The organism is Prosthecobacter gellanilyticus, from assembly GCF_007992435.1.
GTDB classification, from domain to species: domain Bacteria; phylum Verrucomicrobiota; class Verrucomicrobiia; order Verrucomicrobiales; family Verrucomicrobiaceae; genus Prosthecobacter; species Prosthecobacter gellanilyticus.
Genome location: NZ_BKAG01000023.1, coordinates 47,055 through 61,600, shown reverse-complemented (window position 1 = coordinate 61,600; position 14,546 = coordinate 47,055). Strand labels below are relative to the sequence as shown.

The window sequence follows — 14,546 nt, the reverse complement described above, 5'->3', positions numbered from 1 at the left end:
TGTCTCCCTTCCAAAGTTACCCCTCCATGAAACTTCCTGCGCTTCTCAGTCTTCTCGCCTTCACCTCGCTCGCCACGGGTGCCGACCTCCAGACGCTCACCTTCAATGCCGATACCTGGGCTGAGGGCGAAGTGCCAAAGGAAGTCTTCATCGTCGAAGGCAAGATCCAGATCGCCGCGAAAGATGGCAACAAGGCCATCTCCATCGATCCAGGCGCCGAGCTCACCGATGCCTGCGCCCAGGTCGGCACCTCCGCCGCTGGTGAGTCCAGCATTGAAGCCCGTGTCTTTGCCAGCAAGCGCGCGCGCAGCGTGCCGAAGTTCGGTGTCAGCGTGCATGGCATGAGCGGGCATCGCCTGCTGGTGAATGCCGCGAAGAAACAGCTCGAGATCTTCAAGTCTGACGCCGTGGTCGCCAGCGTGCCCTTCACCTGGACGAATGATGCCTGGCTGAAACTGAAGCTCGAAGTCAAACGCGGTGAAGGAGATGCATGGCTCGTCACCGGCAAGGCCTGGCCTGCTGATGCGGCCGAGCCTGCAGAGCCCACGATCAAGGCAGATGCCAAGGGTCTGAAGGGCCAGGGCAAGGCCGGTGTCTGGGGCACGCCCTACTCACAAACTCCCATCTACTTCGACGACATCACCGTGAAGATCGAAGCCGCTCCTGCGACGTGAATTTTTTTGTGCAAAAAGAGCAATTTCCATTTGCCTCTTCGCCGTCATCCGCTAGGATCTCGGCCCACCCAAAAGGACACTGGAGCGGTAGCTCAATTGGTTAGAGCGCCAGCCTGTCACGTTGGAGGTTGCGGGTTCAAGTCCCGTCCGTTCCGCCAGTGTCCTTTAAGTAAAAATAACCCGCTCAGAGATGAGCGGGTTTTTTGTGTCAAAGTAGTGCCTGGCTTCAGCCCGCACCGATGTCGAACTCATTGTTCGTTCCCGATCCACGTGTGGACGCATGACCACATTCTCACTGGCATCTCACTCATTCCGAAAAAGAATTCTGGCCAGATACGCCCCTCTCGTTGTCTGATTCTCCCATCACCATGTCCACACCATCGGAAACCAAGCACGATATCGAGATCGCCAAGGTCACCCAGCGTGCCCAGGACATCGAAGGCAAGCTGCCCAAGCTCAAGAAGTTCGTGGAACAGGCGCAGTTGATCCTCGCCATGGTGAAGGACTACTGGGCAGGCCGTTACCGCGAAGTGCCCTACTGGGCCATCAGTGCCGGAGCACTCGCGCTTCTCTATGTCTTGAATCCCGCGGACATCCTTCCTGATGTCATCATAGGCGTCGGTTATCTTGATGATGCCACCGTCATCGCCTTTTGCCTGAAGCTCATCGACACCGAACTCGTGCGCTATGTCGAGTGGCAGGCCGCGCAGTCGGCACCTCAAACGACGCCCGCGACTGGTCAGGACGGTAAAGTCATCGACGTGTGATTTGCCCACGAGCAATCTTCTTCAAGGAAGATTGTGCATGCAACCTCCCCAGGGACTGGCATGGCACCTGTTTATCATAGTGGATCGAACAGGACATCGTTGGCTGGCACAGCCCACCTAACTAGGTTTACTCCAATGCGTCCACACCCATCATCCCTGGCAGGGCGGAACCGCGTCTTGCTTCACTTGTCCGTGGTCTTCATTCACTTTGTCAGCACCCGCTTTCCCTGACTCCATTTCCCGCGCTCATGTCACCCGCCGAATCCGCCCAAACACATGCCCTGCGCCAGCGCATCAGCGATGCCATGCAGGACAGTCTGCAGACCCTTCAGCCACAGTTCCCCGCTTGGTGCCTTACTACCACTTTAAGCGACTACACCGGCACCACCGGCATCCGCCGCATCACCACTTCCCTCACTGCCGTCCGCTCTGTTCGCCCCTACACCCACGCCTTGATGTTCTGCCTGGAGCTACATCCTGCCAGCACTGTCGCGGCCAGCCCCTTCGCGGATGACGATCACTACTACCTCGATTGGGGGCTGCTCGGCACGCCGCTCCATCTCCTCGACGAAACCCTTCCTCCAACCCTCGACGCCTGTCTGAAAAGCTTCAAAGCTCAATTCGCCGAACTCCTCGACCTCGGTGCGCCCGGCGACTCACCCAATTCATTTTCACCTGCTCCCCAGAGTCATCGCATCCGTGCCATCTACGGATCCAAGGATCCTGTGCTTGGTGCCGTTCAACACTCTTCGGAAATTTTCCCCCAGGAAACCCTTTCCCCCGCAGAGGCAGTCCAGGCCCAAGCTCTTTACCAGCGCGTCACCGCCCTCATTCAGGATTGGATCTCCATCTTCCAGCCTCAGTTTCCCGCCTGGCGCATCAGCACCTTTCAGAACGACAGTACCGCCTACACCGGTATCCGCCGCATCGTCATCACTCTGGATGCGTCCCGCTCCATCACGCCTTGCAGCCTCGCCTTGCAATTCGACCTGGATCTGCACCCCGCCTGCACTTTCAATGCCGACCTCACTTGGGACGATGAACCCACTCACATCGAAATGACGCTTTCAGCAAACGACCTCCCCATTCTTGATGAGAACCTCCACGCGAACCTTGATACCTGCCTGGAGGTCTTTAAAGCCAAATTTGCTGAACGCCTCAACACCGGCACCCCCAACGAAGGCCCCGCTGTCGTCCTCCTTGGTTAGTGGCGGGCTGGCATAGACATCACCATCCCGCACCGTCTCTCACTGCAGATAGAAGAACTCGTTCGCGTTCAGCAGCACATGGCACAGATCCGCGATCGCTTCGCGGTTTGGATCCGTGTTACCTTTCGGTGTCGCCGCAGGAGCGCTGGTCTCCCACTTCCATGAGGTCTTGAGCTGCTCGCTGGCCTGGTCCGCATTGATGTCCACGAGACAGGTCGGATCATTCATGCCGATCCAGGTCATGAGCTTGCCGGCATCCAGCGCGCCTTTGCGCAGAGCCACGCGTGAGATGGCACCATGCCACACGCTGCCTTTGTCCTTCTCACGGCCGCCTATATACAGCGCACGCTCGGCGCTCACATAACCTCCGCAGATTTGATGTGGGACCGTCACCGTCTGCATCGGCGCGGCAGGATCACTCAGATCACGCGCATAGAAAGTGATGGTGCCGCCGAACTTCTGGCCTTCCGCAGGCTCGCTGTGCAGCGTCGCGCCCACATAGTAAGGCTTGTTCACCGGAATGCGCAGACCGCTGGCCACCACCTCATAGGCCAGGCTGCCCTGGAAGTCCTCGCCCACCAGTTGAACAATCAAATTGTTAGGCTTGTGCGCGGACTTCTCGCACGTCACACCGAGCGCCCAGCCTGGAGTCGACTTGGCATTGTCCCAGCGTGAGGCAATCGTGCGCACAGAGGCATTGGGGTACAGGCTGCTGAGGTTCACCACGGCCTCCACGGCGAAGTCATCTCCCTCAATGGCATTCGTCGTGTTCACGCGCAGTTTTTCATTCTTGCTGCCCGGCTGCATCATGAGTGTCTTGACCGTCTTCGTCGGCGCTGGGGCACCGAAAAACTTCTTCGCATCCGCAATGGCAGGAGCCTCCACCGGCGGGGGTGGCATCTCCTTCTTCAAACGCGAGCGCTGGGCATTGAGGAAGCTTACCGCATCCTTGGACTCGTCCTTGGAAGGCTGGCGGCCAAAGGCCAGCGCATAAGCCTGGTTCACCAGAGCCTGATCGTTCGCCGGCTTCTCACTCACCAGCCTTGCTGCCATGCCGCGGGCACGCTCCAGCGGCCAGTCACCATTGATCATCAGCAGGCTCTGAGTCGCAGTCGTCGTGGCATCACGCGTTGGCAGGCTGGAGAAGCCCGGAGGCGCATCCAGGCTCTGCAGGAACTCATCCTGCGTGTTGCGGATCTTGCGGGTGTAAATGCTGCGACGAGGCTTCGCGGCTTCGGCACCTGCGCCACCCATCGTCAGATCCAGCTCACCGCTGGCAGCCAGCACCGCATCACGTGCCTGCTCAGCATCCAAACGACGCGGTGGGAAGCGCCAGAACAAACGGTTTTCCGGATCGGTGGTCATCGCGGTCTTGTCATTCAGCATGGCGCTCTGGCGATACATCGAGCTCATGACGATCATCTTGTGGACCGGCTTCATCTTCCAGCCGCCCTTGATGAACTGCGTCGTCATCCAGTCCAGCAACTCTGGATGCGTGGGAGCTTCACCGAGGCGGCCAAAATCACTCGGCGTGCCGGCGATGCCACGGCCGAAATGCCAGGACCACAGGCGGTTCACGATCACTCGTGTGGTCAGCGGGTTGTCTGTCTTGGTCAGCCAGTCCGCCAGTACGGTGCGGCGTCCGCTCGTCTTCGCGTCAGCCTTGGCCGCAGGAATCACCGCGTCCTTTGGATCCAGGATGCTCAGGAAGCCTGGCTTCGTCGCCACCTCGCCTTCACGACGTGTCTTGAAGATGGGATCACGTCCCTTCGGTCCGGTCTCACTCACCGAATAAGTGGTTAGCAGAGGCTTGGGTTTCAGGTGATCAAACTCCGCCAGCTTCGCCTGCGCCTCGCGCAGTTGCGTGGCCTCAGGATCCTTGATCTTGTCCGTCTTGAAGCGCTCGCGCTCATAGTCTGCCTGCCTCCAGGCCAGCTGCACCACCTGCTCCTCATACGGCGTGCGCTGCTCACGCGGCTTGCGCCACATGGCCACCACTTCCTCAGGGAACTTCTCCATCGCGCTGATCATCGCCTTCTGAATCCGCGGCTCAAGGATGCCATCGATCACCGCTCGAGGCTCCTTCGTGGCATCCAGCCACACCTGCATCAGCTTCGCATGCTCGGCCTGCTCGGCCTCGGTCGCATACTTCTTGTCTTCAGCCCAGGTGATGTTTCCCAGGAAGGACTGCAGGCGGTAGTAGTCCTTCTGCAAGATGGGATCAAACTTATGATCATGGCACTGCGCGCACTGCACGCTCACGCCCATGAAGACATCCGCCGTCACATCCGTGACCTCGTTCATGATCGTCTTCCACTGCCCTTCCGCATCACGCTGGTTGTATTCATACACCGTGTGACGCAGAAACCCCGTGGCCACATCCGCTTTGGGATCACCGGGAGCGATCTCATCTCCAGCGATCTGCTCGCGCACGAACTGGTTGTAAGGTTTGTCCTGGTTGAACGCCTCGATCACGTAGTCGCGATACGGCCACACGTTCGGGCGATAGGCGTCCAGGCGATAACCTTCCGACTCCGCATAGCGCACAAGGTCTAACCAATGTTGCGCCATACGCTCACCGAAGCGTGGCGATGCCAGCAGGCGGTCCACCAGCGCCTCATAAGCCAGGCTGGCTTTGTCTGATCCATTCGCGCAATCACGCACAAACTGCTGCACCTCCGCCGTCGATGGCGGCAGCCCGGTCAGGTCAAAACTCACACGACGGATCAGCTCCTCTGGAGATGCTTCAGGACTGGCCTTGAGACCGGCTTCCTTGCGCTTCGCCTCGATGAAAGCATCGATCACATTTCCTTCATGCTTCACCGCCGGAACTTTCGGATCCTTCACCGGCTGGAAGGCCCACCAGGCACGATCCTCGGCGCTGAACTCACCCGGCTTGCGCGGTGGCTTGGCGGCCGCCACTTCATTCTCCGGCCAGGGCGCCCCCATGGAGATCCACTGCTTCAGCACCGCGATCTTGTCGTCCGGCAGCTTGCCATCTGGCGGCATCTCCAGTTCATGATCAACGTAGCTCACTGCCTTGATCAAAAGAGACGCGTCCGGCTTGTGCGGCACGATGGCCGGCCCCTTCTCACCGCCGTGAAGGATGTACGGCAGATTATCCAGGCGCAGATCGCCTTTGTGCTTCTTCTCGCTGTGGCACTCCTGGCAGCTTTCCACCAGGATTGGGCGCACCTTCGACTCAAAGAATTTCAGGCCCTCGGCAGAAGGCGCGGCGATGCTGGCTCCCGTGCTGGCAAGCAGGGCGCTAAGAGTGATGAGTCGCGAAGGAACAGTCCGGAACATGGGTGTGATAACCTGATGAGGCGAATCAACGCCCCTTTTGGACAGGATTTACCATTCTGAGATCAAGAATTAGCAAACCTTCTGCTCCTTTTTCCCACAGGATGAACACGATTCACAAGATTAAGAGGACTCAGCCCACAGAAGGTTCCGATCTCATCTCTCTGGAATCCTGTTAATCCTGAATCCTGTAAATCCTGTAAAAAGAGCCCACGAACAACGAACGAGTCCGTCCGCCCCAATCCTCAGACCGTTCCCAAAAACCGGTCCCTGCCCGTCGCCAGAGCCTCGATCTTCCGATCTGCCACACTGCGCTTCAGCATCCAGAAACCGCAGTCGGGATGGATAAACTTCACCCTCCCTGCCCCGAGCACTTTCTCAGCGCTTTCAATCCGGCGCGCGATCTCATCCGCCGTCTCAACGTGGTTCACCTTGATGTCCACCACCCCCAGCCCCACGCCGATCTTCGAATCCAGCTCACGCAATGCGTCCAGATCCGCCGCTGGCCGATGCGCCAGTTCAAGGACCAGATGATCCGCACGCAGACTGTTCAGGAACTTGATCAGCGCTGACCACTCCCCTTTCTGGATCGTCTGGCCGCCGTAGTTGCCGAAGCAGAAATGCACCGCCTTCTGGCCCTTCACCGCATCCAGCACCCGGTTGATGGATTCGGCAGCCAGAGGCGCATCCGCCGGGTTCCCAGGGATGTTCGCCTCATCCACCTGCACGCAGTCACATTTCAAATCCGCTGCCTGGGCCGCCAGCGCATCGGCGATGGCCATCGTCAGCGCCCCGAAGTCATGGTAGTGCTCATCCAGCAGCGTGCGCGCCAGCATGTAGGGACTCGTCAGCGTGAACTTGAAGGCTCCACCCGCCACCTTGGCAGCCCGGGCACAGTCCTCCGGCAGGTTCAGCACACCTTCCGTGATGGCAGAGCGCACCACCGCCGCAGGCTTGGCCCGAAAGCCCATCTCCTGCTTCGCACGAAACCGGACCGCATCTTCGCGTCCTACTTTAGAGTCACAGCCGCCGAGTTTATGCACGAAGTATTCGATCATTCCGTTCGTGTCGGGGTGATTCACATCGAAGCGATACAGCTCACCATCCGTCGGCAGGTCGATGCCCGCCTGGCGCTGCGTGTCAAAGATCACCCGCGTGGCATCGATCACCGCCTGCTCGCTCGGCAGCGCCGCGAGCCAGTCTGGCAGAGGATAGGAACCGACGGTGGTGGTGAGGATGGATGGCTGGGACATGACAAGACCAGCCTACACACGCCGCCCGAGGTCTGGCGAGCCGCTGCGTTGATTGTCCAAAGCTCCGCTACCATCCTGCATCCGCCTACCCACGACATCCTTGCCAGTTCATAAACACAGCCTAGTCTCTTTCCATGCCGTCTTCCGTTCCCTTTCCGCGTTCCGCCCATGTGTTTTCAGCCAGCGTGGCTGTGGCTCTCGGACTCTCAGCCTGCGCGGACTATGAGGTCCCCGCTTTGAAGAAACTGCAGGGCGATCAGAAGACGGACATCGTCAGCGTCGCCGCCAGCAACAACAGCACCGCAACCCCGGCGCCCGTCACCCCAGGCAAGCCCAAGGAGGACCTGCCCGTCGGAAACGGTGCCAAGCTCAGCAAAGAGGATTTGGAGCTGATGCGAAAAAGGGCGCAGATGAATGCGAGCGCCATCGCCATGGAGCGGGACCTGGCCAAGGCCGCGCAGAGCTCAGGAGTCGATCTCTCCTTCCTGCTGAGCATGAACTACAATGAGGCCAAGGCCATCTCTGCCAACAGCATCGAAATGCCCATGGGCGTGCGCATCGCGGCGGATAAGATTGAGATCGTCAAGCAGGACAGCAAGGGTGTCCCGAGACGCGTGAAGGCCACCGGCAAGGTCTACCTCGAGAACGGCCAGGGAGATGACATGGCCAAGGTGCTTTGCCAGGAAGCCCTGGTCAGCTCCGGGGAGATCGTTCTCCGTGGCAAACCCATCCTCCAGCGCGGCGGCAGCACCATCGAGGGCCTGGATGACTCCACCGTGGCCTACATGCTCGGACAGCGTCTGCGGGTCATCGGCCTCCATCGTGTGGCCAATCAGACCACCATGATCGCCGATCTACCGGACCTCGGTCCCTGGACCGGCGGCCCGAATCCCCTGCTCCCACCGCTCAGCGAGGCCTCCGTGCCTAACGACATCCGTGACCAGATGCTGAAGGCCGCCGAAGCCGAGGCCGTGCTCCAGCAGAACCGCGAAGCCGCCCTTTCGACGCCACAACCTCCGGTCGCTCCCTGGGTGAAGCCAGAGGCCAACACTCCGGCTAACAAAGAAGACATCAAACCCGTCTCCACCAAGCCTGATCCAAAAGCCGCGAAGGAAGATGTCAAGCCAGCCCTCCTCAAACCCGTCTCCAAGGACAAGGTCGAGGAAGCCCCTCCCGCACCCAAGGAAGAGCCCAAAAAGGGCAAGACCAAAAAGGAAGACGCCAAAGCCCCCGAGAAGCCCGCCAACACTCCAGCCGAAGCCCCCGCTGAAAAACCCAAGCGCAAATTCGGCATCAAGTTCGGTAACAAGAAGGACTGAAGGCACGGCTCGGATCACAAGCCTCGGAGAGGCGAAAGGAAATAGCCCACGGCTTTCAGCCGTGGGTGCACATAAGCGTCGGCTTGTTTGAATCAGAGTCCCGCAGCCACCTTCTCCAGCTCGGCATCCACGACCTTGCGCAGATCCCCGTTCCAATCGGTGCTCCCGACACCACGCCGGTTGCAGATGATCGCATAGTTGATGCCATCCACTCGCTGCGAGCAAATCGCCGTCACTCCTGGATGACTCCCGGCAAAACTGCCGCGATACTTCGCGCCCGGCTTCCTTTGATTTCCGAGCACGGAATAGTTCTCCAGAAACCGGCAGTAGTCCGCTGCCGTGCAGGCCAGGATCCCCGCGCCATCACGAGCATCTGTGCGGAACCTCAGCGGCACCTCGGGCTTCGTGTATTCCGGGTGGTAGCTATACCAGACCTCTCCGGCCTGCCGGTCACGCGCATCTGAAGCACTGGCACTAAAACTCTCCGCGCCTGAGGTCTTGGCCACCGTGGCATGCAGATAGTCCATGAACTTCTGCCCGCTCACTTTCTCGATCACGCGCACCAGCACGATGTAGCCGTAGTTGCAGTAGGCATAACGTTCACCGGGAGCGAAATCCAGCTTCCGAGTCAGACCAAAGCGCAGCATGTGCTCAGGAGTCAGTTCATTGAGCTTCACATCATACATCTCGCACATCTGAGTCGTCAGCCCGGTGAAGTCGCCGGACACATCACGATCCCATCCGCCCTTGTGATCCAGCAAGTTTTGAATGGTCACCTTCTGCCAGCGCTCATCACAGCCCTTGGACTCTTGGAACTGTCCCAGTTCCAGCAGCGGAAACACCAGATCCTCAGCCTTCAGCTTGCCGTCCGTGATCAGCGTCTTGATCGCCGCCATGACCACCGGCTTCGTCATCGAGGCCACACGCATCTTCACACCCGGCTTCAAAGGCTCCTTCAGCTTCGGATCCGCCCAACCAAAAGCGCGATCATGCAGAATCTTGCCATTCTTGCTCAGCGCAAAGGTCACCGCACCAATGCCCTTCTCCACCATGAAGTTTCGGATCGCTGCATCCACCGTCGCTAGATCCGGCCTCTCCTCTCCACTCGCGGGAATCTCCTCCGCCTTCAGCTTCGGCGTGTCTTCAAAAAAGTCCTCCACCTTGCTCGCGGCTGCCGCGGCGGGCTTGGCCGAAGACTTCACCCTTTCCTCGACATAGCTCCGGTCTTCTGGCGCCAGACGCACGAGATCAATGCTGACCTTCCCGCCGCCTTTCATCTGCACCAGCACCTTGCCGTCTGCCGATGACACAAACTCCGCATCGACCTTTCTGCCCGAGGCTGCCTCTGTCCAGACCCGTGCAATGGAAGACGAGTGCACCAGACACAGCCCTGCCAGTAAAAGAAGGAGAGGTTTTCTCATATCCTGTTCAGCCTGAATCCTTCGGCTCGCTCTGAAAAGCCAAATCCTGTGGAGTGTGCCCAGCACCACGGATTCCCACTTGCTCCGAAGCATCGCTCCAGCCATATCGCGCGCCATCACCATGCCCTCCCAAGCCCTTCTCGACGGACAAGCCTTTCTCGCAGACAACGCCACCAAGCCCGGCGTCATCACCACCAAAAGCGGCCTGCAATACCTCGTCCTCCGTGAAGGCGAAGGCAAAAGCCCGACGAAGAAGGACACGGTCGTGGTGAACTACCGCGGCACCCTGCTCAATGGCGTGGAGTTTGACAGCAGCTACCTCGCCGGCCGCGAGCCTGCGGAGTTCCCGGTGAAACGGGTGATCAAAGGCTGGATCGAAGGCCTGCAGCTCATGAAGGAAGGTGCGAAGTTCAAGTTCTTCATCCCCTCAGAACTCGCCTACGGCAAACGTGGCGCTGGGCTGGATATCGGCGCCGATGAAGCTCTGATCTTCGAGGTCGAGCTGCTGAAAGTCTGGGAGGACTGATCCCTCTTCGCGATGGAACCGCTCGCTTCAGCACGTTCATCTCTTTCCAGCCATGTCACGACTTCTCATCCCCGCCCTGATGACCACCGCCCTTCTTCTTGGTGAAGACTTTGCCGAAGCCCAGCAAAAGAAAGCCAACTACGACGAGTCCCAGATCGCCCCTTACACGCTGCCCGATCTGCTTCAGACAGCCACCGGCAAGCATGTGAGCACAGCAGAAGACTGGACCCAGCTCCGGCGTCCGGAGATCCTCGCCCTCTTCGAGCAGCATGTGTATGGCAAGACACCCGCTCCATCGACCTGGGGCAAGGTGGACTTCAAAGTCACTGAGGTGAAGAAGGACGCGCTCGGCGGCAAGGCCACGCGCAAATTCATCCACATCTCCCTGCCTGAGCATCCCGCCTGGAAAGGCATGGAGGTCATGCTCTACACACCGAACGGCCTTGGCAAGCCCGCCCCTTGCTTTGTCGGCCCCAGCTTCGGTGGCAATCATGCCGTGAGCACGGAGAAGGATGTGCCGCTTTCCACCCGCTGGATGCGACCTAACAAAGAGAAGAACATCATCGATAACAAGGCCACCGAAGAGAGCCGTGGCAATGAAAGCAGCCGCTGGCCACTGGAGATGATCATCGCCCAGGGCTGCGCCGTGGCGACTTACTACTATGGCGACATCGAACCCGACCATGCCGATGGCTGGAAGGAAGGTCTGCGTGCCGCCCTGAGCAAGGACGGCGCCGCCACCGAATGGAAGGATGGCGACTGGGGTGCCATCGGTGCCTGGTCCTGGGGCCTGCAGCGCATCGCCGACTATCTGGAAACCGACTCCGATGTGAATGCCAAGCAGCTCGCTGTCATCGGTCACTCACGTCTGGGCAAAACCTCCCTCTGGACCGGTGCGCAGGATCAGCGCTTCGGCGTCGTCATCTCCAACAACTCCGGTGAAGGCGGAGCCGCGATCATGCGCCGGAACTTCGGCGAGACCACCGCCGTGATCACCAAGGCCTTCCCGCACTGGTTCACTAAAACCTACACCAGCTACAGCAACAACGAAGCTTCCTGCCCGATCGACAAGCACATGCTCATCGCCCTCGCCGCACCACGCGCCATCTACATCGCCAGCGCCGTGGAGGACGAATGGGCCGACCCAAAGGGCGAGTTCCTCTCCGGCCTGAATGCCGAGCCTGTCTTCGCTCTCTTCGGCAAAAAAGGTTATGGCGTCCGCGAGCAGCCCGCCATCGACACTCCTGTCGGCGATACCATCGCCTATCACGTCCGCACCGGAAAGCACGACGTCACCAGCTACGACTGGGAGCAGTATCTGAAGTTCGTGAAGCGCCACTTCGAGAAGTGACCTCAACGACATCCATCAAAAACAGACGAGGCGAGCATCTAGCTCGCCTCGTTCATTTGAATTATTCCCCCGGTTCTTCCGGAGCTTCTTCCTCCGCCTTCTTGGCAAACTTGCCCTTCGGCTTCGGAGCTGCTTTCGGACGAGGTTCGCGCGGCGGGAACTCCCAGCCGAGCAGACGCTTCTCACCGGCCTTGCACAGCAGGAAGGAACTGAACGGGCGGCCTCTCTTCGAGATCATGTTCTCAATGAGGCCAGACTTGCCCTCGGTGAAGAACTTGATGGCGTTCTCCGTGGAGATTTCCTTTTTGCAGAGCACTCGCGGCAGTTTGGCGTTGCAGGCCTTGGAGTCCTTCGCGGCCACATCACAGATGTAGTTCACCGAAGTCTCGTAGATCTTGCCGTTGCGCTTCTTCTTCGCGCAGACAGGGCAGTCACAGATCGGCGTGGCCGTGCTGAAATCAAACGGCGGCGGGGCATCGGGATCATCACTGCCAGTCGGGAAGACAAAGGAGACCTTGCCGGTGTCCTTGATCTCGAGACCTGCGGTGAAATCCTTGCCCAGACGGCTGCGGAAGCCTTCCATCGGTGGCAGGAACTTCTTCTCCACCAGTTCACGGATCTGAGCGTCGCTGAGCTCCATGCCAGCAATAGTCTTGAAGACACGCACGTTGCAGTTGTCGTTTTTGCAGGCGTAGTAGTCCTCCGTCTGCTTGAAGCCGCGATGTCCGCAGGTGCCGCACACAGCCTCAAAATCCGGATAGACGCGCTCTTTCGCAGCTTTCTGGAAGGCACGTGTCTTCTCCACCACATCAGTCGTTAGACTGCGGATCTCGCGCATGAAGCTGTTACGCTCCAGCTTGTGCTGCTCCATTTGACGCAGCTTATGTTCCCACTGGCCGGTGAGTTCTGGAGAACTGAGTGCTTCGATACCGATCTCGCTGATCTGATCAATCAAGGCCAGGCCCTTCGTGGTCACGGCGATGTTACGCTCCACGCGCTCGATGTATTTGTCACTGATCAGGCCTTCGATGATAGCCGCGCGTGTGGCAGGTGTGCCCAGGCCGCGATCACTCATGGCTTCCGCAAGCTCTTCATCTTCCACGAGCTTGCCTGCCGTCTCCATCGTGCGGAGCAGCGTGGCTTCATTGAAGCGCGCCGGTGGCTTGGTCATCAGTTCCTCCACCTTCGCATCTTTCGTGTCAGCGGTGTCGCCATCCTTGGCCAGCACGAGCAGTTTAGCCTGCTGTTCCTGACCTTCGCTCGCGGCTTCTTCAGCGGCTTTCTTGCCATACACGGCCAGCCAGCCGGGCTCCACGAGCACCTTGCCCACGCTGCGGAAGGCATCCTGCGCCACTCGCGTGATGCGGACGGTTTCCTCAAACTCAGCCGGTGGGAAGAACACCGCCACAAAGCGGCGTGCCACCATGTCAAAAAGCTTTTGCTCAGCCTCAGGCAGTTCCTTCGGTGGGATCAGGCCAGTGGGGATGATGGCAAAGTGATCACTCACCTTGCTCGTGTCGAACACACGCTTCGTCGGCCGCACCCACTTGTTGTCCAGAGCAGTCGCCGCATGCTTGCCGAGATCCGCAGGCAGTGCGTCGATCTTGCGATCATCGTGCGAGGCAAAGGTCTGCAAGGTGCCAAACACGGTGCCGAGGTAGTCTTCCGGCAGGTAGCGTGAATCGGTTCGCGGATAGGTGAGCACCTTGAACTTTTCATACAGCGCCTGGGCGATCTGTAGCGTTCGGCGTGCGGAGAAACCAAAGCGGTTGCTCGCCTCACGCTGAAGGCTGGTGAGATCATAAAGCAGCGGCACCACCTGCTTCACAGGCTTGGTCGTCTGCTCAATCTTGCCCTGCTTGCCTCGGCAGCGGGCCACGATCTCCTCCGCCTGCTGGCGGTTCCAAAGGCGCTCGGGCTTCTTATGCTCGTCCTGCTCGTCTTTGACGAATTTTTCGTTTAGCCAGCGACCTTCATAGCGGCCTGCATCGACCTCAAACAGTGCATGGACTTCAAAATAGGTGCGCGGAACGAAGACTTGGATCTCACGCTCACGCTTCGCCAGGATCGTCAGCGTCGGTGTCTGCACACGGCCTGCGGGGGTCAGGCGGAAACCACCGTGACGGGAGTTCAGCGCAGTCAGCGCACGAGTGGCATTGATGCCCACCAGCCAGTCAGACTCACTGCGGCACTTCGCCGCATCAGCCAGGGGACGCATCTCGGCATCCGTGCGCAGCTTTTTATAGGCATCCAGGATCGCGCCCTGAGTCATGGACTGCATCCAGAGTCGCTGGATGGGCTTCTTCGCGCCGATGGCCTCCACGATGTAACGGAAGATCAACTCACCCTCGCGGCCAGCATCGCAAGCATTCACGAGTGCGGTCACATCCTTGCGGTTGATGAGCTTTTTCAGCACCTTGAAGCGGTCCGCGCTGTCCTCAATGGGACGCAGTTCAAACTCGTCCGGCATGATGGGCAGATGCGTCCAGCCCCAGCCGATCTTCTTGCCATTCACCTCAGGCATCGCCAGCTCGATCAGGTGACCGACAGCGCTGGAAATCACATGGGTCTCGTTCTCATAATAGTCCTTCTCCTTCGTGAAAGCCTTCATGCCGGGAGCCTTGGCCAAAGCGCGGGCTAGATCGGCTGCGACACTGGGCTTTTCGGCAATGATGAGAGTCTTGGACATGATAAAGGAACGAACGAGGGGCGGGAAAGGGGGCC

The 14,546-nt window shown here is 59.3% G+C and carries 10 protein-coding genes and 1 tRNA gene; 7 read left to right on the top strand and 4 right to left on the bottom strand.

From position 1 onward, the window contains the following. Window positions 1–26: 26 nt before the first annotated feature. From BGE01nite_RS16150 to BGE01nite_RS16135, 4 genes are all read left to right on the top strand, one after another. Window positions 27–674 carry a hypothetical protein gene (locus BGE01nite_RS16150; protein WP_146851520.1) on the top strand — a complete coding sequence of 216 codons (648 nt, stop codon included), beginning with the start codon at window positions 27–29 and terminating at the stop codon, window positions 672–674. A gap of 81 nt (window positions 675–755) precedes the next feature. After that, a tRNA-Asp gene (locus BGE01nite_RS16145) sits at window positions 756–832 on the top strand. Window positions 833–1,042: 210 nt separating this feature from the next. Beyond that, the gene (locus BGE01nite_RS16140) at window positions 1,043–1,441 is read left to right on the top strand and encodes a YkvA family protein (protein ID WP_146851519.1); all 399 of its coding nucleotides are present in this window, start codon (window positions 1,043–1,045) and stop codon (window positions 1,439–1,441) included. A gap of 248 nt (window positions 1,442–1,689) precedes the next feature. Continuing rightward, the gene (locus BGE01nite_RS16135) at window positions 1,690–2,649 is read left to right on the top strand and encodes a hypothetical protein (RefSeq protein ID WP_146851518.1); all 960 of its coding nucleotides are present in this window, start codon (window positions 1,690–1,692) and stop codon (window positions 2,647–2,649) included. 39 nt (window positions 2,650–2,688) lie between these two features. Here BGE01nite_RS16135 and BGE01nite_RS16130 read toward each other — a convergent pair whose 3' ends face one another. Continuing rightward, window positions 2,689–5,955, bottom strand: a complete 3,267-nt coding sequence (locus BGE01nite_RS16130; RefSeq protein ID WP_146851517.1) for a PSD1 and planctomycete cytochrome C domain-containing protein — start codon at window positions 5,953–5,955, stop codon at window positions 2,689–2,691. 242 nt (window positions 5,956–6,197) lie between these two features. Continuing rightward, entirely contained in the window at window positions 6,198–7,205 is a 1,008-nt protein-coding gene (locus BGE01nite_RS16125; RefSeq protein ID WP_146851516.1) for a uroporphyrinogen decarboxylase/cobalamine-independent methonine synthase family protein, read from the bottom strand. A 134-nt stretch (window positions 7,206–7,339) separates the two neighbouring features. Between BGE01nite_RS16125 and BGE01nite_RS16120 the strand changes: the two genes are divergently transcribed. Beyond that, complete coding sequence (locus tag BGE01nite_RS16120; RefSeq protein WP_146851515.1) at window positions 7,340–8,524, top strand: hypothetical protein; 1,185 nt, start codon at window positions 7,340–7,342, stop codon at window positions 8,522–8,524. A 92-nt stretch (window positions 8,525–8,616) separates the two neighbouring features. Here the strand turns inward: BGE01nite_RS16120 and BGE01nite_RS16115 are convergent, their stop codons facing one another. Further along, window positions 8,617–9,945, bottom strand: a complete 1,329-nt coding sequence (locus tag BGE01nite_RS16115; protein ID WP_170266823.1) for a serine hydrolase — start codon at window positions 9,943–9,945, stop codon at window positions 8,617–8,619. Window positions 9,946–10,066: 121 nt separating this feature from the next. Between BGE01nite_RS16115 and BGE01nite_RS16110 the strand changes: the two genes are divergently transcribed. Then, window positions 10,067–10,471, top strand: a complete 405-nt coding sequence (locus tag BGE01nite_RS16110; protein WP_146851513.1) for an FKBP-type peptidyl-prolyl cis-trans isomerase — start codon at window positions 10,067–10,069, stop codon at window positions 10,469–10,471. A 52-nt stretch (window positions 10,472–10,523) separates the two neighbouring features. Further along, on the top strand, window positions 10,524–11,822 hold the full coding sequence (locus tag BGE01nite_RS16105; RefSeq protein ID WP_146851512.1) for a glucuronyl esterase domain-containing protein: 1,299 nt from the start codon (window positions 10,524–10,526) through the stop codon (window positions 11,820–11,822). 61 nt (window positions 11,823–11,883) lie between these two features. Here the strand turns inward: BGE01nite_RS16105 and BGE01nite_RS16100 are convergent, their stop codons facing one another. Beyond that, complete coding sequence (locus BGE01nite_RS16100; RefSeq protein WP_146851511.1) at window positions 11,884–14,511, bottom strand: DNA topoisomerase III; 2,628 nt, start codon at window positions 14,509–14,511, stop codon at window positions 11,884–11,886. Window positions 14,512–14,546: the final 35 nt, after the last annotated feature.

What these genes read in the sequence shown, in the direction of transcription:
- BGE01nite_RS16105 (WP_146851512.1), top strand. Translation starts at nt 10,524, where the DNA reads ATGTCACGACTTCTCATCCCCGCCCTGATGACCACCGCCCTTCTTCTT.
- BGE01nite_RS16120 (WP_146851515.1), top strand. Translation starts at nt 7,340, where the DNA reads ATGCCGTCTTCCGTTCCCTTTCCGCGTTCCGCCCATGTGTTTTCAGCC.
- BGE01nite_RS16100 (WP_146851511.1), bottom strand. Translation starts at nt 14,511, where the DNA reads ATGTCCAAGACTCTCATCATTGCCGAAAAGCCCAGTGTCGCAGCCGAT.
- BGE01nite_RS16115 (WP_170266823.1), bottom strand. Translation starts at nt 9,945, where the DNA reads ATGAGAAAACCTCTCCTTCTTTTACTGGCAGGGCTGTGTCTGGTGCAC.
- BGE01nite_RS16110 (WP_146851513.1), top strand. Translation starts at nt 10,067, where the DNA reads ATGCCCTCCCAAGCCCTTCTCGACGGACAAGCCTTTCTCGCAGACAAC.
- BGE01nite_RS16150 (WP_146851520.1), top strand. Translation starts at nt 27, where the DNA reads ATGAAACTTCCTGCGCTTCTCAGTCTTCTCGCCTTCACCTCGCTCGCC.
- BGE01nite_RS16125 (WP_146851516.1), bottom strand. Translation starts at nt 7,205, where the DNA reads ATGTCCCAGCCATCCATCCTCACCACCACCGTCGGTTCCTATCCTCTG.
- BGE01nite_RS16140 (WP_146851519.1), top strand. Translation starts at nt 1,043, where the DNA reads ATGTCCACACCATCGGAAACCAAGCACGATATCGAGATCGCCAAGGTC.
- BGE01nite_RS16135 (WP_146851518.1), top strand. Translation starts at nt 1,690, where the DNA reads ATGTCACCCGCCGAATCCGCCCAAACACATGCCCTGCGCCAGCGCATC.
- BGE01nite_RS16130 (WP_146851517.1), bottom strand. Translation starts at nt 5,955, where the DNA reads ATGTTCCGGACTGTTCCTTCGCGACTCATCACTCTTAGCGCCCTGCTT.